The 23428-nt window shown below is 40.1% G+C and carries 21 protein-coding genes and 1 pseudogene; 18 read left to right on the top strand and 4 right to left on the bottom strand.

Translation table 11 applies throughout. The annotated features are described in order from the left end of the window. Positions 1 to 774: 774 nt before the first annotated feature. The gene (locus RWN13_RS11150) at positions 775 to 1761 is read right to left on the bottom strand and encodes a Gfo/Idh/MocA family oxidoreductase (protein WP_314063384.1); all 987 of its coding nucleotides are present in this window, start codon (positions 1759 to 1761) and stop codon (positions 775 to 777) included. Positions 1762 to 1915: 154 nt separating this feature from the next. Between RWN13_RS11150 and RWN13_RS11145 the strand changes: the two genes are divergently transcribed. Both RWN13_RS11145 and RWN13_RS11140 read left to right on the top strand, forming a co-directional pair. Further along, a complete protein-coding gene (locus RWN13_RS11145) occupies positions 1916 to 2308 on the top strand; it encodes a tunicamycin resistance protein (RefSeq protein WP_314063381.1) in 393 nt (130 codons plus the stop codon). Positions 2309 to 2441: 133 nt separating this feature from the next. Then, a complete protein-coding gene (locus RWN13_RS11140) occupies positions 2442 to 2780 on the top strand; it encodes a hypothetical protein (RefSeq protein WP_314063379.1) in 339 nt (112 codons plus the stop codon). Positions 2781 to 2814: 34 nt separating this feature from the next. Here the strand turns inward: RWN13_RS11140 and RWN13_RS11135 are convergent, their stop codons facing one another. Next, positions 2815 to 3450: an SGNH/GDSL hydrolase family protein gene (locus RWN13_RS11135; RefSeq protein WP_314063377.1), complete on the bottom strand. Its 636-nt coding sequence runs from the start codon at positions 3448 to 3450 to the stop codon at positions 2815 to 2817. 1019 nt (positions 3451 to 4469) lie between these two features. Between RWN13_RS11135 and RWN13_RS11130 the strand changes: the two genes are divergently transcribed. Together RWN13_RS11130 and asnB are read left to right on the top strand one after the other, a co-directional pair. Next, positions 4470 to 5939, top strand: coding sequence for a UDP-N-acetylmuramoyl-L-alanyl-D-glutamate--2,6-diaminopimelate ligase (locus RWN13_RS11130; protein ID WP_314063373.1), 1470 nt, complete (start codon positions 4470 to 4472; stop codon positions 5937 to 5939). Between the two features lie 35 nt (positions 5940 to 5974). Continuing rightward, positions 5975 to 7825, top strand: a complete 1851-nt coding sequence (gene asnB / locus RWN13_RS11125) for an asparagine synthase (glutamine-hydrolyzing) (protein WP_314063370.1) — start codon at positions 5975 to 5977, stop codon at positions 7823 to 7825. Between the two features lie 42 nt (positions 7826 to 7867). Here asnB and RWN13_RS11120 read toward each other — a convergent pair whose 3' ends face one another. Beyond that, a complete protein-coding gene (locus tag RWN13_RS11120) occupies positions 7868 to 8677 on the bottom strand; it encodes an aldo/keto reductase (RefSeq protein WP_314063367.1) in 810 nt (269 codons plus the stop codon). Between the two features lie 254 nt (positions 8678 to 8931). On the opposite strand from RWN13_RS11120, the gene RWN13_RS11115 reads away from it, so the two are divergent. From RWN13_RS11115 to RWN13_RS11090, 6 genes are all read left to right on the top strand, one after another. Further along, entirely contained in the window at positions 8932 to 11007 is a 2076-nt protein-coding gene (locus tag RWN13_RS11115; RefSeq protein WP_314063364.1) for a PTS sugar transporter subunit IIA, read from the top strand. 69 nt (positions 11008 to 11076) lie between these two features. Next, positions 11077 to 11382: a PTS sugar transporter subunit IIB gene (locus tag RWN13_RS11110; protein ID WP_314063363.1), complete on the top strand. Its 306-nt coding sequence runs from the start codon at positions 11077 to 11079 to the stop codon at positions 11380 to 11382. A 21-nt stretch (positions 11383 to 11403) separates the two neighbouring features. Then, positions 11404 to 12693, top strand: coding sequence for a PTS sugar transporter subunit IIC (locus RWN13_RS11105; RefSeq protein WP_314063360.1), 1290 nt, complete (start codon positions 11404 to 11406; stop codon positions 12691 to 12693). A 19-nt stretch (positions 12694 to 12712) separates the two neighbouring features. Further along, positions 12713 to 13111, top strand: coding sequence for a tetratricopeptide repeat protein (locus RWN13_RS11100; RefSeq protein ID WP_314063357.1), 399 nt, complete (start codon positions 12713 to 12715; stop codon positions 13109 to 13111). 49 nt (positions 13112 to 13160) lie between these two features. Beyond that, positions 13161 to 14027, top strand: a complete 867-nt coding sequence (locus RWN13_RS11095) for a class II fructose-bisphosphate aldolase (protein WP_314063356.1) — start codon at positions 13161 to 13163, stop codon at positions 14025 to 14027. A 2-nt stretch (positions 14028 to 14029) separates the two neighbouring features. Then, the gene (locus tag RWN13_RS11090; RefSeq protein ID WP_314063353.1) at positions 14030 to 14635 is read left to right on the top strand and encodes an AAA family ATPase; all 606 of its coding nucleotides are present in this window, start codon (positions 14030 to 14032) and stop codon (positions 14633 to 14635) included. 269 nt (positions 14636 to 14904) lie between these two features. On the opposite strand, the pseudogene RWN13_RS11085 reads toward RWN13_RS11090, so the two are convergent. Then, a pseudogene (locus RWN13_RS11085) lies at positions 14905 to 16311 on the bottom strand (sucrose-specific PTS transporter subunit IIBC); the annotation flags it as partial. Between the two features lie 219 nt (positions 16312 to 16530). Between RWN13_RS11085 and RWN13_RS11080 the strand changes: the two are divergent. The 8 genes from RWN13_RS11080 to RWN13_RS11045 all read left to right on the top strand — a co-directional run bounded on the left by RWN13_RS11080 (position 16531) and on the right by RWN13_RS11045 (position 23323). Beyond that, the gene (locus tag RWN13_RS11080; RefSeq protein ID WP_314063352.1) at positions 16531 to 18033 is read left to right on the top strand and encodes a sucrose-6-phosphate hydrolase; all 1503 of its coding nucleotides are present in this window, start codon (positions 16531 to 16533) and stop codon (positions 18031 to 18033) included. Between the two features lie 12 nt (positions 18034 to 18045). Next, complete coding sequence (locus RWN13_RS11075) at positions 18046 to 19026, top strand: LacI family DNA-binding transcriptional regulator (protein WP_314063350.1); 981 nt, start codon at positions 18046 to 18048, stop codon at positions 19024 to 19026. Between the two features lie 201 nt (positions 19027 to 19227). Next, positions 19228 to 19791, top strand: coding sequence for a hypothetical protein (locus tag RWN13_RS11070; RefSeq protein WP_314063346.1), 564 nt, complete (start codon positions 19228 to 19230; stop codon positions 19789 to 19791). A 76-nt stretch (positions 19792 to 19867) separates the two neighbouring features. After that, on the top strand, positions 19868 to 20035 hold the full coding sequence (locus RWN13_RS11065) for a hypothetical protein (protein WP_314063343.1): 168 nt from the start codon (positions 19868 to 19870) through the stop codon (positions 20033 to 20035). A gap of 221 nt (positions 20036 to 20256) precedes the next feature. Further along, positions 20257 to 21264 (top strand): ROK family transcriptional regulator, encoded by a 1008-nt coding sequence (locus RWN13_RS11060; RefSeq protein WP_314063341.1) that lies wholly within the window; start codon positions 20257 to 20259, stop codon positions 21262 to 21264. Beyond that, the gene (locus RWN13_RS11055; protein ID WP_314063339.1) at positions 21261 to 21911 is read left to right on the top strand and encodes a sugar O-acetyltransferase; all 651 of its coding nucleotides are present in this window, start codon (positions 21261 to 21263) and stop codon (positions 21909 to 21911) included. Before RWN13_RS11060 ends, RWN13_RS11055 begins: the two co-directional genes overlap by 4 nt. After that, on the top strand, positions 21904 to 22722 hold the full coding sequence (locus RWN13_RS11050) for a Cof-type HAD-IIB family hydrolase (RefSeq protein ID WP_314063337.1): 819 nt from the start codon (positions 21904 to 21906) through the stop codon (positions 22720 to 22722). The genes RWN13_RS11055 and RWN13_RS11050 overlap by 8 nt, the downstream gene beginning before the upstream one ends. After that, positions 22715 to 23323 carry a sugar O-acetyltransferase gene (locus RWN13_RS11045; protein WP_314063335.1) on the top strand — a complete coding sequence of 203 codons (609 nt, stop codon included), beginning with the start codon at positions 22715 to 22717 and terminating at the stop codon, positions 23321 to 23323. Before RWN13_RS11050 ends, RWN13_RS11045 begins: the two co-directional genes overlap by 8 nt. The last annotated feature ends 105 nt before the right edge of the window (positions 23324 to 23428 follow it).

The raw sequence follows: 23428 nt of genomic DNA, 5'->3' as shown, positions 1-23428 counted from the left end.
AGATAGAGGGTTAGTTAACCCTATTGTACCTTCTAAGTTACTTTGTTCACAAGAGTGCTTTATCTGATAAAAGTGGTTTAATATAAGAGCTATCCATTTAAGGATCTCAATTGGTAGTTTAGAAGATGACTATCTTGTAAGCCAACAGATCGTTTGAATAAGGTGTACTATCTGTGAGGAGATGGTAGGATGAAAAACGAGAGAAAACTGAGCACTCCTGTGAGGTATAGGGTAACGATTAGTTTGCTACTGGTGGCTTTTCTTTTGGCTAATCGGGCATTAAGCGTAGCCATAGATGGGGGCATGTTGGGGATATACCTATCATATCTTTTATTTATTTGGATAGGTTATATAACTCGCGAAGTTCAGAGGCTTCGGAATCAGTCTAAGTTCCATTTTGGATGGCTCTTAAGTTGATTACGCAACATTGATTGTTGAAGCGGCAATCGCTTTGCTAATGACAATCGTGCCATTTGTGGCTGTCAGGTCGTTTAAAATAAATTAATAGAAGAGGGTGGGATATCAGTCCCACCCTCTTCTATTATCACGAACATTGTGTGATAGATGCGTTCCAACGATGTCCCTTGTCTCTAATTGCAACCGTTATTCTTACTAATTTATTCATTAGAGATAAAGGACAAAGTCGTGAAGGCTTGGAAATTTCTCAACATCCGAGCAATCGAAACAGCCAATAGCTGGGAGCATGTGTTTATCTGCGACGAGTTGTTCAAGGAGGAAACAAAATGACTATATGTCCCAACACTTTTTATCTTTCTAGCCAGTCGCTTTCCCACTGAGGTAAGCTTGTTCGATAATATGGCTTAGTTCGACAGCTACGTCAATTCCATATTCTTGATTATCCGGAAGTTCAGGATGATCGATTAAGTCTGAAAAGACTTCAATTGGATAAGGATAAGGTGCTAAAGTGGCACCGTCGATGGTTGTTTTTGTTTCATAAGTTTTGTCATGGTCGGATTGAATCATGATCGTTTCACCAGACTTGGATCCAGGTGAGCCCAAGATAACAATCGAGCCTTTTTGACCAATGATTTCCAAGTAATTGTCACTAGTCGTTGTCACGAATGAGGTGTAAGCAGTTCCAATGGCTTTATTCTCAAATTCCATCATAGTAGTCGAATTATCATCAATCCCTTTGCCACCAATTTCAGTCATAATTGCTTTAATGGTTGTGGGTTTTCCACAGAGGTACGGTAGAAGTGCTAAACCGTGACAGCCCAAATCAAGGGTGACCCCGCCACCAGTCTGATTAACATCATACCAATAGTCAGGTAACCAATTCTGAAGGACACCAGCATGGGCGCGACGGAAGTAAACAGAGACCACAGCCCCAATCGTCCCCTTGTCTATTTCTTCTTTGGCAAAGCGGTAACTGCCGGAAATTAAGGATTCTAAAGATAAAACAAAACGGCAATCGCTGGCATCTAAGGCCGCTTTAATCGCCAGAGCATCTTCTTTGGTAGTGCTCATGGGTTTATCAACAAAGATATGTTTGCCGTGAGCGATTGCGGCTAAAATTAATTCTTTGTGAGTGGTAGTGGCAGCTTCGATAATGACTCCGTCAACTTCTGGGTCAGAAAGAACTTTTTCCAAGTCTCTTTCATATTTTCCACCGTATTTTTGTGAGGCAGCTAAGCCACGTTCTTCCTTGGAGTCCCAGACATATAAACACTGGTCATTAGGTATTTTACTTAAAAAACCAGCAGTATGGACGTGCCAATCGGTTAATAGTGCATATTTCAAGTGAGTCATCCTTTCAAAAACAATTTTGTTTTGATGTCATTTCAGAAATCACTTTCATTATACGAGTTCAGCTAATGGAATGCAATTGCTTAAGAAGGTTAATATGCTAACCCCTCAAAGATAAAGGATGTCAGAGATAATCACAGAGTGTACTATGGGAGTAGCTGACTTTCAAGATTATCCTGAATGGCGACAATGGAATTTGGACTTGTTGAAAAAGATGGATAAGGAATTTTCTGGAACTATTATTGTACCGATGGCGTTGTACAAGGTAGATTATTTCACTGAAATCATAAGTGGATTAAAGGAAAGTCAGATTGATGTTCGTCATTTTCAGCTAGAAGTTGACAAAAAAATGATAGCTGAGCGATTGGCAAAGCGAAAGGATGGCACATTTGAGTGGGGAATGTCAAAGGTTCATGAGATCCTGTCTTTTTTTGAAAGCATCCCTTTGAGTCAGAAAATCGATAATCAAAATCGCCCGTTGATTGATGTTGTCCATGAAATTCTTGCCCGACTAAAGGAAGGTACCGACTTAACAAGGTGAGGGATACTCTTTTTTTACCACTATCTCAAACGTGAAGGTCGATTAATAGAAAGTTAAGGCTAAGGTCCGATTATATATAAGGGATGATTTGTGTTAGGATAGAGGGATAAGGAAGTTAATAAGGGGTGGCAAAATGGAACAAGATTGGCTTATGAGACAATTTAAGGCAGTGGGATCAGGTATCGGCATGGTTCTCAAAAAAGAACTGAGCGCCATTGATCTTGGAGAAATACAAGTCAATGATGGCGAAACAATCTCTCGTGAAGAATTGTTAAATAAACACTTAGAGACTGGCGAGTATCAACAAGCTTTTTTGCTTGTGAATTCATTGAAGTACAAGATGTCCGTTTATGAATTTAATGCAGTGGCAGATTGGTTTATCGACAGACTTAAAAAATTACCTGAAAGTGCTATGCCTATCTCCCCAATACAAATTGATGAGTATCACCATAAGTTAAGGGAGTTGCTATAAAAAACCATTCGAATTTGGTTCGAATGGTTTTTTGTTAGATATCGAAAGCCGCCAGCCAAGCGTTGGCAATTTCTACATGACCTGCTCGCGTGGGATGAACGCCATCGTCTCCCGTATAGTGTTGAAAAGTATGAGCAATGCCCAATTGATTTAAGCGACCATCTAATGGCACGAAGGTACAATTAAATTCAAGAGCCATTTTGCGAATAACTTGTAGGCGTTGGTCCAAATCAGGTCGCCACTCATAACGATCAGCTGGGCAAGGCAATAAAAAGGGTTCCATTAAGATGATCCGTGTGACACCAGATTCTATGATGGTTGATAGTAATTCCCTATAATGAGCTTCAAAAGCAGGACCAATCGAGGAGCTACCAAAATTAGGGTCTCCAAGTGTGTGCCACGTATCATTGATACCGACTAAAATAGAGACAACATCTGGTTTGAGTGCCAGACAGTCCGTGGTCAATCGTTTCAGTAAATCTTGGATACGATCGCCGCCAATTCCCCGATTGGTAAAACGTAAATCAAAGTCGGGATAACGATGCTCAAGGTAACTGGCTATATAGAGCGGATAACCGCCACCAAGATCGTCAGAAAGTTGCCGGTTGCGGTCGTTATCAGTAATGCTGTCACCGAAAAATAGCAGGTGATCTTTTGGTTGAATAGTCATGATACAGACTCCTTTGTTCAGGTTATTTTTAAATAGTAACGGGTCAATTCATACCTCTATTATATGATTAGTAGACCATTAGGTCAAAGAACAGAAAAAAACACTCACAATTAATGAGGCAGGTAGCCTGTTAATTATGAGCGACTTTTTTTTATTGGTTTTTTTCGTCTTAAACTTCGTCGTAGTGATCTACAAATGGAGGCGTATTTTCTCAATGACTGATATTGCTTTTTAGATAAGTAAACTCGCTTGGTTAAGGGAACTTTTCTAACTTGTCTTAAAACACTATATTTATCTCGATAAATGAAAGATTCAACTTCAACCCGATAGTTGAAATCCCAGGCATGATTTGGAAATTTAGTCTTGTACACTCCCCAAAAGTATTCAAGATGTTTAACTGAATGAATCAGTTTTCGAAATTCAGATTTAGATATTATGATAGCTATCACTTCCCACTCATTCGTATTATATAAGGAAGGTTAACTAAAATCAATTGAAATTCAAATATTAATCATTAATATTTTTGTTCCTTTCATTAAAGTGATCATTAATATACAAGGGGATTAGAACTTTTTAGTCATGGAAGGCAGTGATGAGATCTCAAATACCTATTTGGCTAATTTAAGAAGAGAATTAACATAATTTTCTCATGAAAACCTAACAATTCCCTTTTTTTTTAAGGTATAATAGTAAGTGACATTTATTAAATCCTGTCGAGCTCTTTGTTAAAAGACTAACAAGTGAGCTTGTATTAACTAATTTATTAATAGGTGCTTTTATGAGTATTCAACTCAAATTGATTGATAGCGCTGTTATATTATTCGCAAAACCCTGTTATAAAAAACGATGAATCAGGATGACAATTTAAATGGTTTCAGATTGTGATAGGTTGTTGAAGATGGTAAGGGATTCCGTGTCCTCTTGCAGAGTCTTTAAGGTTGATTTATGGTTAGTTTTATACAATGGAGGTGTGAATAGGAAGAGACTTCCTATAAATTTAGGATTGGGGATGGACAGTTATGAAATTAAACAATGTATTGAAATATTGCTTTTTATTAGAACCAGCAGATAAACTCTACGATAAAGACATTACGACAATTACCCAAGATACAAGACAGGTGACAGAAGGTAGTTTATTTATTGCCATTGAGGGCGCCACATTTGATGGTCACACCATGAGTCATTCGGCTCTTGAAAAAGGTGCTGTAGCTGTAGTCGTTGAAAAACGCCCGAGTGATCCAACTATGCCTTATATTCTCGTTCCGGATACCAAAAAGGCCTTAGCAGAAATTGCCAACGCTTTTTATGATAATCCTAGTGAACAATTGAAAGTCGTTGGAGTGACTGGGACAAATGGAAAAACAACGATTACCCATTTAATTGATCAAATTGCCAATCATCTGGGTCATAAGGCGGGAATTATTGGGACCATGTACAATAAAATAGACCAAAAAGTTTTGCCGACGATTAATACAACACCAGATAGCATTACCATTCAAAAATTATTCAAAAAAATGAATCAGGCCAAGGTGGATGTGGCGGCGTTGGAGGTTTCTTCTCATGGCTTGGCTCAAGGGAGAACTTGGGGAATTGACTTTGATGTGGCGGTATTTACTAACTTGACTCAGGATCATTTAGATTTCCATGGTTCAATGGAAGAGTATTTTTTAGCGAAAAGTTTGTTATTTTCTCAATTGGGAAATACTTTCGCTGGGAAACATAAGCTGGCGGTTATTAACTGCGATGATCCATACGGCCGTAAGATGGGTCAATTAACCAGCATGAATGTCTTAACTTATGGATGTGGTGAAGGAGATTTGCAAGCCAGTAATATTGGGATTGATTCCACTGGGACAGTGTTCACTTTAACCTTTCAGGGTAAGTCCTATAAGCTGCAGACACAGCTAATCGGTGAATTTAATGTCTATAACTTATTGGCGGCCATTGGTGTTTCCATTGGATTAGGGTATAATTTTAGAGACGTACTTGAGGCAATTCCGACGATTAGACCGGTGATGGGGCGATTCCAGTTAGTACCTAATGCTAAGAAAGTTGCGGCGATTGTTGATTACGCCCACACCCCAGATGGTCTGGAAAACGTGTTGGAAACAGCTCAGGAAATTGCTACTAAAAAGATTTATTGTGTGGTAGGCTGTGGCGGTGATCGTGATAAAACCAAACGGCCCGTAATGGCTGAGATTGCATTAAAGTATGCCACAAAGGCGATCTTCACAACGGATAATCCCCGAAAAGAAGATCCTCGGAAAATTGTGGAAGAGATGATAGCTGGTAGTCGTCAAGACAATTATTTAATTGAATTGGATCGTCAAAAGGCGATTCAGCTGGCACTGGATTTAGCTGAGGAAGGCGACATTGTGTTGGTAGCTGGCAAGGGCCATGAAACCTATCAAATAACAGCTGATGAAACCATTCATTTTGATGACAGTGAAGTCATTAGTGAGTATCGACCTGAAGTTGAAGTCGGTTAGTTTGAGTAAATTATAAAAGGAAGTGGTTAAATTCAATGTGTGGTTTTGTAGGGATTATTCATTTTAACGCTAAAAAAGAGCTTGATTATGATCAAAAAATTCGTGAGATGAACAAAGAAATTGCTCATCGTGGACCGGATAGTGAGGGCTATTACAGCAATGAGACGATTCATTATGGGTTTCGCCGCTTAAGTATTCTCGATTTAGAATGTGGCTCTCAACCCATGAGTTTTGGTGACGAGCGCTACTGGATTATTTTTAACGGGGAAATCTACAATCATCAGGAACACCGAGAAGCCTTGGAAAAAGAGGGCGTTCAGTTTGCAACGTCAACGGATACGGAAGTGATTTTAGCTCTCTACGATAAATACAAGGAAAAGACGGCTAGCTTACTCCGGGGAATGTTTGCTTTTTTAATATGGGATAGCCAGGAAGAAAAAGTTTACGGCGCCAGAGATCAATTCGGCATGAAGCCCATGTATCTGAGCCAAATTGATGGTGATTATTATTTTGCGTCTGAAAATAAGTCGATTGAAAAAATAATGCCGAATAAAACAGTTAATCGGTCTGCCTTACAGCATTATTTTACGTTTCAGTACGTGCCTGGAGAAAAGCGGTTGGTAGAAGGGATTGAATCAGTTAATCCCGGGACTTATTTTACGATTAATCAAGAAGGAACCATGGCATTTACCCGTTATTATCAAGCCACCTTTAAGCCAGTAGACATGGAAGAGAGTCTTTTAGCTAAACAGATTTCCGATGTTCTTCACGACAGTGTTAAGGCTCATATGCGAGCGGATGTCACCGTTGGTTCTTTCTTGTCAGGTGGAGTGGATTCTTCGATTATTGTCGCCTTAGCCCGTCAACTAAGCCCTAATCTCAAAACTTTTTCAGTTGGTTTTGAACGGGAAGGATTTAATGAAATTGAAGTGGCGCAAGAAACAGCAGCCAAGCTAGACGTTGAAAATTTTAGTCGAATTATTACGCCAGCTGATTTTATCAATGAGTTTGATGACTATATTTGGAATTTGGATGATCCATTAGCGGATCCAGCTGCCGTCGCTCAGTATTTTCTAGCTCAAGTGGCAGGCGAACATTGTACAGTGTCGCTGTCAGGAGAAGGCGCTGATGAACTCTTTGGTGGCTACCCTATTTATCATGAGCCAATATCTTTGGCATCCTTTGATAAACTGTCTCCTGGTGTTAACAAACTGATTCGTTCAGTGGCAACGAAACTGCCACGGAAGATTAAAGGACGAGGTTTTTTACTTAGAGGATCAACACCTTTAGAAGAACGGTTTGTAGGGAATGCCAAAATCTTTACTGAAGAGGAAAAACGGCCATTTTTGAAAAGCTTTGACCCAAATCAGCATTATATGCAAGTGACGGCTCCCTATTATAAACGGAGCGGTGACTTAGACCCTACCACGCGAATGCAAGACTTGGATATGCACACTTGGTTAGTGGATGACTTGTTGCATAATGCCGACCGGACGACGATGGCATCAAGCATTGAACTGCGGGCACCATTTGTCGATAAGGAAGTCTTTCGTGTGGCCGCCCAAATTCCAACCTCAATGAAATTTAAACAGAATACGACGAAATACATTTTGCGAAAAGCAGCCGAAGAATTTGTACCGGAACACGTGTTGTACCGTGAGAAACTTGGTTTCCCCGTACCAATTCGTTTTTGGCTAAAAAATGAATTATATGACTGGGCGAGACAGATTATTACGGAAGCTAAAACAGATGAGTTTATCAATAAACAGTACGTCCTTGAGATGTTGGAAAATCATCGTAAAGGTGAAGAAGATTTATCACGGAAGTTATGGACCTTTATTACCTTTATTCGTTGGTATGAGATCCATGTGTTGATGGGCAACTAAAAAACAAGCTAGTTCCTTTGAGGGACTAGCTTGTTTTTTTGCCTAAAGAGCTGCGATAATCACTTTTTGTTCATCAGTTAAGTTAAAATCGAAGAGCTCCAAATTAAGTGCTTGTCTGTGTTTGTCATGGGATTTTGGAATGACAATCACGCCCCGCTCCAATTGGTAGCGTAAAATGACTTGTGCCCATGTTTTGCCGTAATCGTGGCCGATGGTTGTTAAGGTTTCTCTGGCTTGATCGCTGACTCGTGACAGTGGTCCCCATGCTTCCGGAACGACCCCTTCTTTTAGGGAATAGTCGATAATGGCGTCATGCCATTTCCCTGGATGGGATTCAATTTGATTCACAGCTGGTTTAATTCGTCCGTGAGTCAGTAAGTAACCTAACTGTTCTTGATTAAAATTCGAGACTCCAATGGCTTTCAGACTGCCTTTTTCCACATAGTCTTCCAGAACTTGCCAAGTTGCAAAAATTTCAGCTAAATTATCCCAAGGATGATGAATCAAATATAAGTCAAGATAGTCGGTGTTGAGAGCGGCCAGACTTTGTTCCACCCCTTTGCGGACAGCCGCTTCATCAGCAGTGTAGTTAGGCTCACCAGGTAACTTGGACGTGATAAAAAAATCGGCACGATCCAAGCCACTTTCGGCAATAGCTTTAGCCACAACGGCTTCATTGCGATAGCTAATAGCTGTATCGAAATGACGATACCCAAGGTCAATGGCGGACACTAACTCGGTGGTGTCGTTGTTAATGGTTGCCATATAATCGTGATTGTCTTTGCCAAACGTATTTGTGCCACTGCCAATAACGGGAATTTCAATACCTGTGTTAAGTTTGATTGTTTTCATCGTGTCACCCTTTCTATTTTAACGTGCTTCTATCAGTAATCTTAACAAAAATGGGGAGATCAGACAAAGAAAGGGACTTACGGACTTAAGAGAGAAAGGCTATTTTTCCTTGATGAGAGTGAAAAACATAGTTTAAGGGTCTTTTCAAGAGGTGGTTGAAGAACGCTTACATTATTGCAAGTTGATGTGGCAACAATCTCTACTGATATCTTTTGATCATCCCCTATATAATAAACGTAATCGGAGGTGAAGAAATGAAAGAACGAACGATTCAGATTATGAAATATTTTATCAGCAATCAGGAAACTGTTACTTTTGATCTACTTTCCAAAGAGTTTCGAGTTAGTCCCCGAACCTTAAGAAATGAGGTTAATGAGATTAACCACTTTTTAGCCCAGCAAAAAATGGCCCCCATAACGAATAAGCGTGGGAGAGGGCTGAAGTTGGCGATGGATTGTGACAAGCAAGACGAGTTGTTGATGGTTATTGAAGATTTGTCAGAGTCCCTTTATTTTATGCCAGAAGAACGGCTCTTTGATTTAATTTTGGCAAGTGGCCTTGGTCGGAACCCTTTATATTTATATGAGAAAGAAGTGGACTATCAAGTTTCTAAAAGTACGTTGGATGATGATATGCGGCGAGTGCGTCATTTATTAACCCAATACAGCATCAACGTTGTCAGTGTTCCCAAGCAGGGCATTGTCTTAAGCGGTGGGGAGCGGACTGTTCGAACCATGTTATACGACATCATAGTGAAGTTTATTGGGATTGTGGATTATCAATTGGCTGAGGTGGATGAAAGTTTGTTAGATAAAATCCTTTTTAGCTATATTCCTCGCCAGTTGTTTTATCAGCTGGATGGGATTTATGACCGAACTATTTCGTCTCGAGAAGAGAATGTCTATCGCAAACAAATCTTGTTGTTTACAGGGATTTGGCTCGGTCGGCTTAATTTGGAAAAAACGATTGCCAATACCTTGCCGACTGATTCGCCTTTTACTGAGTCGGAAGTATTGAATTTTGTTGATGAGGTAATTGGAGAGTTTCAGTTGGCTTGCTCATTGAATGAGCGGAAATACATCGCCTTTATTTTGGAAAGTTTTAATAAAAAAGACATGACAAATTCCATTGAATGGGTTCAGGCTCAGTTGTTAACAATCCAGCTTATTCAACATGTTGAAAAGGAAACAAAGATTCCTTTTAGCCGTCGGGAAGAGTTGTTGTATGAAGGCTTGTATAAACATTTAACTGGATTATTGCATCGAATGAAGAGCGACTTTCAAGTGGTTAATCCACTTAAGGAGACGATTGCCAGTAATTATCCGGCGATTTATGACTCTATTGTCAGATTTTCTCCTGCCATTGAGGAGGTGGCGAAACAGAAGATGACCTTGGATGAAATAGCGTTCTTAACCATTTATTTTTCCACCTCGGAAAGCCGAATTAATCAAGAAGGCTATCTCTTTAAGATTGCGGTTGTTTGTAATCATGGGACAGCGACAGCTCATCTATTAGCAGAAAATTTAAAAGAATGGTTTAACATCGACGTGATTGCTGTTTTAAGTTCAAGGGAGCTATTTCTGTTGAAAAAACTGGACGTGGATCTGATATTTTCAACGGTTCGCCTAGAAGAACCGCCTTTGCCGACCTTGTTATTGAATCCGATTTTACGGGAACAGGATAAAGATCGGGTTAAGGAATACTTAAAGTCTCATGGGCATTTGCGACGAGTGGTCAATGAGCCAAGGAATGACACTGGCTTGCTGTTTTCATTGCTGGAGATAATTGAGGAAAGTGGTGGCACCGTTACGCGTGAGATCTATCAAAAGACAGAACAAACTTTCAGGAACCATCAGCTCAAAATTAATCAGGAGGAGATACAACCTATGCTGGAAGAGGTACTAAATGAATCAGGGATCCGCTTGAAGGTCCCGTCTACTAATTGGGAAGAAGTTATTCAAGAGGTTGCCCAGCCCTTAGTGAGTGCACAGGTAATTGAACCGCGATACATTCAGGCTATGGTCGATTCCTTAAAGGAATTTGGCCCTTATATCGTCATAGGCAAGCACTTGGCCTTGGCTCATGCACGACCAGAAGACGGGGTTAATAAATTAGGGATTAGTGTGTTGACCCTAGCTCAACCAATTGTTTTTGGCCATGAGGAAAATGACCCAGTTAAAATAATCTTCTGCTTAGCGGCAGTCGATAGCTACTCACATTTAAATATTATGAAGAACTTGGTGTCCTTAATTCACGACGAAGATAAAATCCAACGGTTGACGGAAGCACGTAATAAAAATGAGTTTCAGACTATTCTTTACCAGACTTAAAAAAGGTCTTGAAGTGGGGGTGACGCATAAGTAACAGGAATTGAAATTGAAAGAAAAGAGGGCAAGAAGATGGAGAAACTGACAATTTTATTTGTATGTGGTGCAGGATTAGGCAGTAGTTTTGCGGCCCAGATGTCAACGGAGGATGTGTTAACCACATTGGGGGTAGAGGCTAAATTGGATCATACCGATATTTCATCGGCGGTGTCAATGAAGGCCGATTTGATTATTACAGCAGAAAATTTCCGTTCACAATTTGAAAAATACGCCATTGATGAAAAGAAAACAACTATTATGTACTTAAAAAATATCGTGTCGAAAGGGGAGATTGAAGAGAAGATTACACCGATTTTTAAAGAGATGGGCATCATATAAAATAGATAAAGGAGTATGAACATGGGGATTGTAAACTTTATTATTGATAATATCTTAACAGAAGCCTCGATTACCATCAGTTTAATTGCGTTGTTGGGATTGTCTTTACAAAAAAAATCATTTGGACAAATTATTTCAGGAACCTTCAAAACCTTACTTGGGTTTCAAGTACTAAGTGCTGGTTCTGGGATTATTGTGGGGAGTTTAACTTATTTTGGGCAAATTTTTACGGAAGGATTTGCGATGCAAGGGATTATTCCTTCGATTGAGGCGATAAATGGTCAAGCCATGAATGAGCTGGGATTAGGAAGCGATATTGCCTTAACCTTTTTGGCGATTTTTATTTTTAATATCGTTATTGCTCGCTTTACTAAGTGGAAATATATTTTCTTAACGGGGCAAGCTATTTTATGGATGGCGACGATGACGACTATTTTTGGTTATTTCGCAGGTTTGCGCGGTGTAGTATTGATCATTGTCGGTGGTTTAGTTGGCGGAATATTTGCGGTGGCGATGCCGGCACTTGCCCAACCGATTATCAGGAAGATAACCGGTTCTAATGACATCGCCTTAGGTCATTTTTGTACCATTGGTTACCTGTTTGAAGCGGGTGTTGCATACGTCTTTGGAGAAAAAGGCGACAATAAAAAATCCATTGAAGACATTAAGTTACCCAAAGCTTTTGAATTTTTACAAGATACCTATCTGTCTTTGATGGTTGTAATGGTTCCTTTGTTTGTCATTACAGCAGCTTTCGCTGGGGCAGAATTTGGAACAACGTTATCTGGTTCTCAAAATTATTTGATGTTTGCCTTTATTCAATCAATTCAATTTGTAGTCGGGGTTTATGTGTTACTCTCTGGTGTTCGTCTATTATTAGGTGAGATCGTACCAGCCTTTAGAGGGATTGCCATGAAGATTGTGCCGAATGCCATTCCTGCCTTAGACTGCCCCGTATTTTTTCCTTACAGTCCTAATGCCGTCATTTTAGGATTTATTACCACAACGATAGGCTCGGTGATTGCCATGTTTGTCTTACCAACCTTTGGCTTGGCAATGATTTTGCCAGGCATGTTGACCAACTTTTTTGCCGGTGGGACAGCGGGAATTTTTGGTAATCAGGTTGGTGGCCGACGAGGGGCCATTATTGGTGGGATTGCCCACGGCTTCTTTATTACCTTATTGCCAGCTTTACTAGTGACTATTTTCAATAGCATGGGCTTTATCAATGCAACAGCCACAGATGTTGACACGGTGATGGCAGCCTTATTATATGCTTGGATTCTCAGTCCAATTCTAAAAGCCATTTAAGAATGAGAGGTGTAGACAAATGTTTGACTTCATTAAAAAGAAACCTAAGAGAGAAAAAAGAGTGCCGGAGAAAAAAGACTTAAGTCTGGTTGAAAAAAAGGAACGACACGAGCTGATTTTTGTTAAAGAGCAGGAATGCCGTCAGTTAGAAGGGCAGGGACAAAAGCCAGAAATACTAGCGAAGGCTTATGAGTCGTTAGGTGTCTTACAAGCAGCAGTCGACCAAGAAGTGGCTCTTGAGACCTTGGAAAAAAGCTTCTCCTACCAACTATCGATTGGTGAGGGCTATAAGACCCTAATGTCTCTTTATAATCAGAAACGCTCAGAGGCAGCCCACAGAGGAGATGGGGATGAGATAGATAAGTGGATGGGGAAAATGGATGAATTAAGGCAAATTGCTAGAAATAATACGATTTAACTTAATGAGGGCTTAGTGATTAAATAAATAGATTTAGAAGGAGTTTATTATGTATACAACATTAAAAGAAGTAACAGATCAGGCAGAAAAATTGAATATGACCGTAGGAGCTTTTAATGCTCATAATCTGGAAATGCTCCCAGAAATGATTCGAGGGGCCAAAGAGGTGGGAGCGCCAATTATTATCCAAACCAGTGTGGATACGGCTAAGTACATTGGCATGAGCCTGTTAGTAGCAGTGGTTAAGGAAATAGCCGAGAGTGAAATGGTAGATGCGGTTTTACATTTAGATCATGCCAGAGAGTTTAATGATATAAAAGAAGCCATTGACAGTGGCTATACCTCTGTAATGTATGACGGTTCTTATTTACCCTTTAAAGAGAACATCATTAAAACCCAAGCCGTGGTGGCCTATGCGCATAAACGGGGTGTCAGTGTGGAAGGGGAATTGGGAACAATTGGTGGCACTGAAGAGGGGATTCACGTAGAGGAAGACGATAAAGTTTACACTCACCCAGCTGATGCCGTTGCATTTGTTAAGGCGACTGGAGTCGATGCTTTGGCCATTGCCATCGGCACAAATCATGGCCAATTTAAAAGTAAAACAGAGGTTAATATTCCCTTGTTAAAAGAGATTGATGAGGTTGTTGAGGTGCCTTTAGTGATTCATGGTGGCACGGGTGTTAAAGAAGAAGACTACCCAGAACTAATCAATAATGGCATTCGGAAATTTAATGTAGGAACAGAGCTATTAGTGAATTGGACCCAAACGGCTAAAGACTCGTTTGAGGAAACGGCCGTCAATAAATCTTTACGCCACAATGTAATGCCGGCTAATCAAAAAGTAAAGGACATCGTAAAACATAAAATTAACCTTTTTATGAATGTCGAGAGTTCAACGAATTTAGGTGAATAAAGATGAAACGGACACTGATTTTATTGGCTGGACCGCCAGCAACGGGGAAATCCTATTTAATTGGGAAAATGAGACAGGTCATCCCTGATTTCTTTTTGATTACCCCAGATGAGGTGAAAGAAATGTATGCCGACAAACTAGGTTTTCGAACTCTTCAAGAGAAACAAAAACTAGAGGTTGAAGTTTGGCAATTTTATTATGGGGTGCTGACAGACTACATGGCAGCTGGTAAAAAGGTCATTGTGTCGGAATACCCCTTTAGTGATAAACAGAAAAGCAAGTTGGCCGAACTGTCAAAAGAACATGGGTACCAGGTCATAACCATTCGTTTAGTCGGGAAGTTTGAGGCCTTATGGCGGAGAAGACAGTTGCGAGATTTGGAAGGTGATCGTCATTTAAGTCATGTGATGACTCATTATCAGCCAGGGGATGTCCTACTTGACCGCAGCCAAGCAGATAACCATATCTCTAAAGAGGGATTTGAGACAATCATCGCTGAGAGGAGGTACAACGAGTTTCGTTTAGGTCGACTGTTTCAGATTGATGTCAGTGATTTTGCTCAGGTGAATTACGATCAGTTATTAAAGGAAGTAGTCAACAACATATAAGATAAAGAAAGCTGCCCGTATAAAGAAGGCTGCTGAAAAACTCATAAAATAACAAAATAAAAAATATATAATTTTAGTTCCCAAAATAGTTAAAAAAAAGAGTTCTCAATGGGATGAACCTTCATATTTTATTATCATTTACTATATTAGTGGGGAAAAATAAAAAGTCCGAATTTTCGGTTAAGAAACTTCGGACTTTCTCAGCAGCCATGTATAAAGAGTCTGCTTTTTTGCTTTGAATAGGAAATAACCCTTTATTAGCTAGTTATCAAATTATTTTTACCGTAGATAAAGGTTAAGGTGAAACTAATAACAAATGTCACCAAACCGCAAATCATAAATTTAACTATTGAATGTGAGGCGATTGAAATAAAACCGATGACACTGGCCGGACCCATGGCAACGGCTAAGACATGAAACAGGCCAATTAAAGCAGAACCAATAGCAGCAGCAATCATGCCACAAATGAAGGGGAACTTCAGCTTTAAGTTAACTCCAAAAATGGCTGGTTCGGTAATGCCAAGTAAGGCTGAGATGCTAGCGGAAGAAGCCAGGCTTTTTTGTTTATTATTTTTGGTGATAAAGAAAACAGCTAAACAGGCAGCTCCTTGAGCGATATTAGCCATAGAAGCTACAGGGAAAATAAAGGAACCGCCTGTTTTGGCCACATCGGCTAACAGAGTGGTTTCAATAGCAGGGAAACTTTGATGGAGCCCCGTAATAACGATAGGTGAATAAAAGAAACCAAAAATACCTGTTCCAATAAAGCCGGTCGTGTCATAAAGCCAAACTAAGCCACTAGTCAAGCCGTCGCTGACCATTCGCATAATCGGACCCACAATGATAAAAGTTAAAAATCCGGTTATAATAATTGCCAACATCGGCGTGAAGGTGTAATCAAAAGCTTTCGCGATTTTTTTGTGAAAGAATTTTTCCAAGTTTGCTAGGATAAAAGAGACGGCTAAAACGGGCAGAACCGAACCTTGATAACCACCTTGAGCCACATTTAAACCCAAAATATTCCAATAGGGCATGGAACCGTCAGCGATGGCATTGGCAACACCATAGCCATTAATCAAATTAGGCGAGACCATAACCATTGCCATAGCTGCCCCTAAGTAGGGATTCCCACCAAAACGTTTTGTGGCGGAAAAACCAATTAGAATCGGTAAAAAAGCAAAGGGAGCAGAAGCCATTAAGTTGATAATCCCGGCCACATCGTTGATTGCTGGAAATAACTGAACCAGTGATTGTGAGCCAAATAAATGTTCGGCAGTCAGAACATTATTAAGTGCCATTAGCAAACCACCAGCCACTAAAGCAGGCACGATGGGAACAAAAATATCGGATAATAGCTTGATAAAGGACATCAAAGGATTGGTTGGTTTCTCGTTTGCGACCGCTTTAATATCATCGGTGGAAGCTTCTTTAATACCGGTTAAAGCAGTTAATTCCTTGTAAACCTCATTCACGTCCCCAGGGCCGATGATTAATTGGAACTGACCGTTGGCTTCAAACATCCCTTTAATATCGGGATGATCTTCAAGTGCGACCCTATCAACTAGGCTGCTGTCTTTTAATACCAAACGCAGACGCGTGGCGCAGTGAGCAGCTGCTTGAATATTTGTTTCCCCTAAGGCGTTTAAAATGTCTTGAGCAACTTGTTTGTGGTTCATGTATACTTCCTCCTACGTAAAGATTTTTTTTGAAATCGTTTTATGTATCTAAAATACCTTAAAAAACACAATGTGTCAAACGTTTATCATAAAATATTTATTTTTAAATTTAACCTCTATTTTTTAAGGGTTATTACATGTTATTCGTTTGACATGTCGGTGGCAGGGAGGTATCATAAAGAGAAGACTCGTACCATCGGGTGAGGAAAGGGTGACAGCATGAACTATCCAGTTGAGCAATGGACGACTGAACTGCGGTATAAAAAGTATCAAGAGTGGCCAGCCTCTTATGTTGCGGCATTAAAGGAGGATGTGGAGACCGCGCCTTGGCGCCTCAATTATCATATTCAACCTGAAACAGGCTTGCTAAACGATCCTAATGGCTTTTCTTATTTTAATGGGAAGTGGCATTTGTTTTATCAGGCGTATCCCTTTGGACCAGTCCATGGCGTGAAATCTTGGGCTCATCTAACATCGACAGACCTGATTCACTGGCAAAAAGATGAGGTCAGCTTACTACCAGATAGCTCTTTAGATAGCCACGGGGTTTATTCTGGTTCGGCCTTGACCGTAGGTGATGAGTTGTTTATTATGTACACGGGAAATGTGCGAGATAAAAGGTGGCAGAGGCAGTCAATTCAAGCGGGTGCCTGGTTAACCAAGGAAAATGAGTTGAAAAAAATACCGCAAGCTCTGATTAGCCAACCACCAGCAGGATATACTGCGGAGTTTAGAGATCCACAAGTGTTTGCCTATGGGGAAGGTTACCTGATGTTGATTGGCGCTCAAGATACTCGTTTGCAAGGACAGGTAGTCGTCTATGAGTCCAGTGATCTCTTGACATGGCACTACCGAGGGGCTCTCCATTATACGGAGGAACAGATGGGCTTTATGGTAGAATGCCCAAATTTAGTTGAGGTAGATGGCCAGCCAGTGATGTTGTTTTGTCCACAGGGATTAGATAAAAAAATCTTAGAGTATGAGACTATTTACCCTAATACTTATGTGATTGGCGCTGCTCTAAACATGGACACAATCCGTCTTGAGCAGCCAACGCCCTTACAAAATCTAGATGATGGTTTTGACGTCTATGCCACCCAAGCTCTGAAGGCCCCAGATGGACGTGCCTTAGCAGTTAGTTGGGTGGGACTTCCTGAGATTGACTATCCTAGTTTTACTGACGGTTGGGCACATTGTCTAAGTCTCGTAAAAGAATTGCGAATTAAAGAGGGACATCTCTATCAATATCCAGTAGTTGAAACGAAGGAATTGCGGCATAACGAACGTCATTTTAAGGGAAAGCTAGCTAATCAGACAAAGTTAATAAGTAAGACTTCGCAAAGTTTTGAGTTAGAGTTGAACATATCACGACAGCAGCGAGGAAAGTTAAGGCTGTTAGCTGATCCTGCTAAAGAGAGCTATTTAGAGATATCTTTTAATACATTTTCTGGTAAAATAGAAATAGATCGAACCAATGCAGGCCAACCCTTTGCTGAGGACTATGGCACAGTTCGTCAAAGCCTTATACCGGAAAATGAGGATCTGACTTTTAATATTTTTGTGGATCAATCGATTTGCGAGATTTTTATTAATAAAGGGTTGAAAGTGTGTACCCTTCGTTTTTTTCCGGCAGAGGACCAGAAAAATTTATTGATTCTAAGTGAAGAAGGACTAACATATGAAGGCAAACTTTGGGACTTAAATACCTTGCCTTCAGAGTAGGAAGGACACGATATGACGATTAAACTAACAGATGTTGCAAAATTGGCAGGTGTTTCGCCAACAACCGTTTCACGGGTCATTAATAATTATGGTTATTTGAGCCAAAAAACCATTGATAAAGTAAATAGGGCCATGGAAGAACTTAATTACCAACCGAATACTTTAGCCCGCTCCTTACAAGGAAAAGGCACAAAACTGATCGGCCTAATTTTTCCATCTGTTGCTAACCCCTTTTATGGAGAGCTGATTGAAACAATGGAAAATTATTTGTTTGAAAAAGGGTATAAAGTCATTCTTTGCAGCAGTGCGGACAATAAGGAAAAGGAACGAGAGTATTTGCGTATGTTGGCGGCTAATAAGGTCGATGGCATCATTGCGGGAGCTCACAACCTGGGAATTGCGGAGTATGAGAAGGTTGGCTTACCGATTGTGGCCTTTGACCGTTTTTTATCCGATTCCATTCCTATTGTGAGCAGTGACAACTTTGCCGGTGGTAAGCTAGCAACGGAAATGCTGTACCAAAGTGGTGCCAGAAAAATCGCCATACTAACAGGGACTAATCAGTCTAATTCACCAACCAATAGCCGATTGGAAGGGTATTTGGAGACTGTAAAGGCTTATGAACTAGAAGCCCTTGTGTTTGATTTTCCGTCTGAGATGTCTAAAAATTTAAAAGCCTTAAGAATTCAGAAGTTACTGAAAAACGAAGAAGTCGATGGTATTTTTTGTACGGATGATTTGACGGCTGTTCTGGTGATGAATGAAGCCGAACATTTAGGCATATCCGTACCAGATCAACTGAAATTGATTGGTTATGATGGTACCCGTTTTATTCAAGATTATTTTCCACAATTATCAACTATTAGGCAACCAATTACTGATTGTGCTATGCTGCTAGTTAATTTACTGATTCAACGAATTGAAACGAAAGAAGCGGTGTTAGAAAAGAGCTACACATTACCGATTAAATATGTTAAAGGTGAAAGTACTTAGAACGAAATAGAGATGGAGCTGACGGGAGATTTCTTGTCAGCTCCCTTTTTTTTTGCGCCTGACTCCGACAATTCAGATACAAGTGAAGGCTGATTAAAGAATGACATGTTGTGGCAGTTTAATTGATTTAGGGAGAGTTACTGATTATTTATCCAACATTTGCTATAATTGAAGGAGTTAAAAGCAGAGAGGGAGTACTAAATGGAACCTCAAGAATTTAAACAAAAGAGTTTTTTGCAGAGCTTTGGTTGGGTTGGCACCTTACTAATTGTAATGGGGTTAGTATTTATCAGTGTGGGAGTGATCATGCAAGTCGTCAGAATCGCTCCTGAAAATTTTAATAGTTATGTCAATGGGGTTCGTCAGCCATATAGGGAAGAGGCTCTTCAGCAGTTTCGTCTGATTTTTCTATTGGCATTTGGTGGTTTAGGGGGAATTCCTGTTGTTATCGGGTGTGTCCTCCTAGGCAAAAGTCACCATCAAAAAAAGGTGAATCACCGATTGAGGGATGAGGGCGTTAAGATTGTGGCGGAGGTTGTGGAATATAGCTCATCTATTGTGGAAATCAATCGACGTTCCTTGATGCGACTGATTTGTTCTTACACGTCAAATGGCCAACACTACCTTTTTAAAAGTGGCTTGTTACGACGTGATCCGTCGCCGTATTTGAAAGATGGGCAGGTGACGATTTATTATGATCGTGATAATATGAAACGTTATTTCGTGGATATTGATGGCAGTGTCGGCAAGGTTTATGAATTATAAATAAGAGGTAGCAAAGCTCAGGTTATTTGTTATAATGGTCATAATGAGATAAGTTCGAAAAGAAGGAGAATCAGTAATGAAAGATGAGTTTCAGTGTAAACAGTGCTTTAGCATGTTAAAAAAAGTTTATGGAGAACCACTCCCTAAACCAAAGCGGGTGGCTTATTATTGCCCGGCTTGTTCCAAGCAGCTGTATACCGAACGGACGGCAGAGACGGTTACCATTAAATTAAATGAAAAATAGTCTTTAGCTACTAAAGAGATGGATTATTGAGCCATACATAAAACCACAAGACCTTCGACTCCTTTACCTTGAGAGTTGAAGGTCTTTATTTAAGTTAGAGGTTATAGTAGTTAATGGGATTAAATGACACTTTATGAATAAAGGCTATTGCCATTCTCCTCTCTATCCTTTATAATTATTAATTAAGTTAATAAAGTTTATTTAAAAAGAGAGGGCCGTCAATGAAAGCGAGTAAGCCACAAACAGTCAGACATGATAATCTGGCATTTCTGAGGAAAGTCATTAAAGAAGAAGGCCCCCTATCTCAGCGAGAAATTGCTGAATTTACTGGATTAAGTGTGGTGACCATCAATAAAATAATACCAGAATTGTTAGAAAAAGACATGATCCAAGAAGGGGCACAGTCAGTAGTAACAGGTGGACGTCGAGCAGTTGCTTATACGTATAATGCCAGTCATCAATTGTTACTTACGATTCAGTTGATTGAAGAAAATCAACATTTTTTTATTAATTTTTATGTCTGTGACTTATACGGAAAGATTTTGTCTCAAGAGAAAGAACTGGGGAGTTCTCTTTCTTGGATTGGCATTAAAGAGATTATTCGCCAACTAATCGTTCAACAGCCAAAAATTGCGGCAATTATCATGGGGATTCCCGGTGTTGAAAAAAATGGTGTTTCTTCAATGGTTGATTACCCGCCTCTTTTAAATGTTAATTTAGGGGCAGAACTAGGTAGTGAGTTTGGTTTGCCTGTTACGATTGAAAATGACATCAATGCAGCGGTTTTTGGTTGTGCCACTTATGCTGGAGCCTCCGCTGAGACGTTGATTGGTCTATACTACCCCAGTGAGTTTCCGCCAGGAGCCGGAATTTATCTAAATGGACAGATGGTTAAAGGGCGAAATGGTTTTGCAGGTGAGGTGAAGTATTTACCTTTGCCAGCTTATGAGCAGTGGAATCAAGTGCCGGTTAAAACCATTGACGTTCAATCCAATTTGTCGGAAGTGATGCAATCAATGCTCTGTCTTTACGATCCAGACGAGATTGTAATTTACACGAATAATGGGACAATTACGCCGGCTGTTTTAAACGAGATAATGGCTCGCTTAGCGCTTAGTTTTCCCCAACTAGATTTACCTAAGTGTCAGTTATCCACAGATTTTGATCGGGATTATTTGCGTGGGTTAATTGCTCAGGGGTTGGCATTAATCGAGGAGGCTAGTCAATGAGAACAGAGAAGGAAAAGATGTTAGCCCAAGACCTCTATCAAGCCAGTGATCCGGCTCTCCTTAAAGAGGTCAAAGAGTCTCGCCGATTAACTCGTCTGTTTAATCAAACCACAGAGGAGGAAATGGCGGAACGAGAGGATTTAGTGCGAAAACTTTTCAAAAAAACAGGAGATATTTTTTATATTGAGCCTCCTTTCCGCTGTGATTATGGATCGAATATCACGGTGGGAAATCATTTTTTTGCTAATTTTGATTGTGTCATATTAGATGTGGCCAATGTGAAAATTGGGGATCATGTGATGTTTGGACCAAAAGTTAATCTGTTTACGGCAGGACATCCTGTGGATTCAGGTGTTAGAAATTCTGGCTTGGAATTTGGCCGGGAGATTACAGTTGGGGATAACGTGTGGATTGGGGGTAATACAACGGTTAATCCAGGCGTCTCTATTGGGGATAACACGGTGATTGGTTCCGGATCTGTCGTGACTAAAGAAATACCTGCAAATGTTATTGCGGCGGGTAATCCTTGCCGCGTCATTCGGCAACTAAATGAAGCTGATACGATTTTTTGGAAACAGCGCCAAACCGATTACTGGGCAGAGGCGATAAGGATAAATCAAAATGGAATGGAGCAAATGAATGATTAAAATGGTAGCAGTAGACATGGACGGAACATTTTTAAAAGGAACGAATGAGTATAATCGAAAACGCTTTGCAGACATTTATCAAAAAATGTTAAAAGACGAAGTAAAATTTGTTGTCGCAAGTGGCAATCAGTATTACCAATTAAAGTCTTTTTTTCCTGAAATTGAAAGTCAGATTTCGTTTGTAGCAGAAAATGGTGCTTTGGTCATTAGCGAAGGAGAGGAGTTGTTTTGTGGCGAAATGAGCTTACAGCTTGTCCATGAGATTCTTGAATTTTTAAAAACCATCCCAGAGGTTCATACGATTTTGTGTGGACGCCAGAGTGCCTATGTTGAAGAAGTGGAAACAGCTGAATTTGTGGCACATGGTCGAATTTATTACCATCGCTTAAAAATAGTGCCTAGTTTATTGGAACTCAATCAAGACAAATTTTTCAAGTTTGCCTTGAATGTACCAGATGAGATGACCGAAGAAATACTGGCTCTTTTAAATCAACAATTCGCTGGTCAAATTGCCGCTGTTTCAAGTGGTCATGGAGATATTGATTTGATTATTCCTGGATTACATAAGGCAAATGGACTAAGAATTCTTCAAGAAAAATGGGGGATTCATGAGGATCATCTGGCAAGCTTTGGGGATGGTGGTAATGATTTAGAGATGCTGCGCCATGCCGGTTATAGCTATGCCATGGAAAATGGCAGTCCAGCAGCTAAAGAAGCGGCTGAAAATCTAGCGCCTAGTAATAATGAAGAAGGTGTTCTGGTGATTTTAGAAGAATTATTGCAGATGAAGGATAGATTGGCTGATGACTAAACGACCGATTGAAGAAGAGAAAGCGTTAAGTGGCCAAGCTTTTAATCCAGGGGATCCAGAGTTAGTGACCATCAAAAAAAAATCCCATGAGCTAAGCGCTGAGTACAGTTCTCTAGCAGAAGATAATCCTCGCCGTTCAGCTATTTTGAAAGAGCTGTTGGGGCAATGGGATACTGGTTTTATGCAAGGGCCAATTTTTTTCCATTATGGGATTCATACTCGTATTGGAAAAAATTTCTTTGCGAACTACGATTTAACGATTCAAGATGATGGAGCAGTGACAATCGGTGATAATGTGATGTTTGGGCCGAAAACAACCATTGTGACTCCTAATCATCCCTTAGTAGCTAGTGAACGTAATGGCGTGAAAGATGCTCGAGGAAATCAATTTAAACCCTGCTTTGCCAACCCAGTGACAATTAAAGATAATGTATGGTTAGGAGCTTCGGTCACGATTTGTCCAGGGGTAACAATCGGAGAGAATTCTGTGATTGGGGCGGGGAGTGTGGTTACTAAATCTATTCCAGAAAATGTAGTAGCTGCCGGTAATCCTTGTCGGGTAATTCGAACCATCACAGAAGCCGATCGATTATTTCAGTAAGTAGAAACTGAGTAATGTGTAAGGAAACCGCCGAATGATAGAGGCGGTTTCTTTTTGATTCGATAAAGGATTCGTAGTATCAATCTTTTAGAGAGTATATATCTG

Source organism: uncultured Vagococcus sp. (assembly GCF_963518325.1).
Lineage (GTDB): Bacteria > Bacillota > Bacilli > Lactobacillales > Vagococcaceae > Vagococcus_D.
Note: the sequence above shows the minus strand (reverse complement) of the source record. Positions and strands in the feature narration are given on the sequence as shown.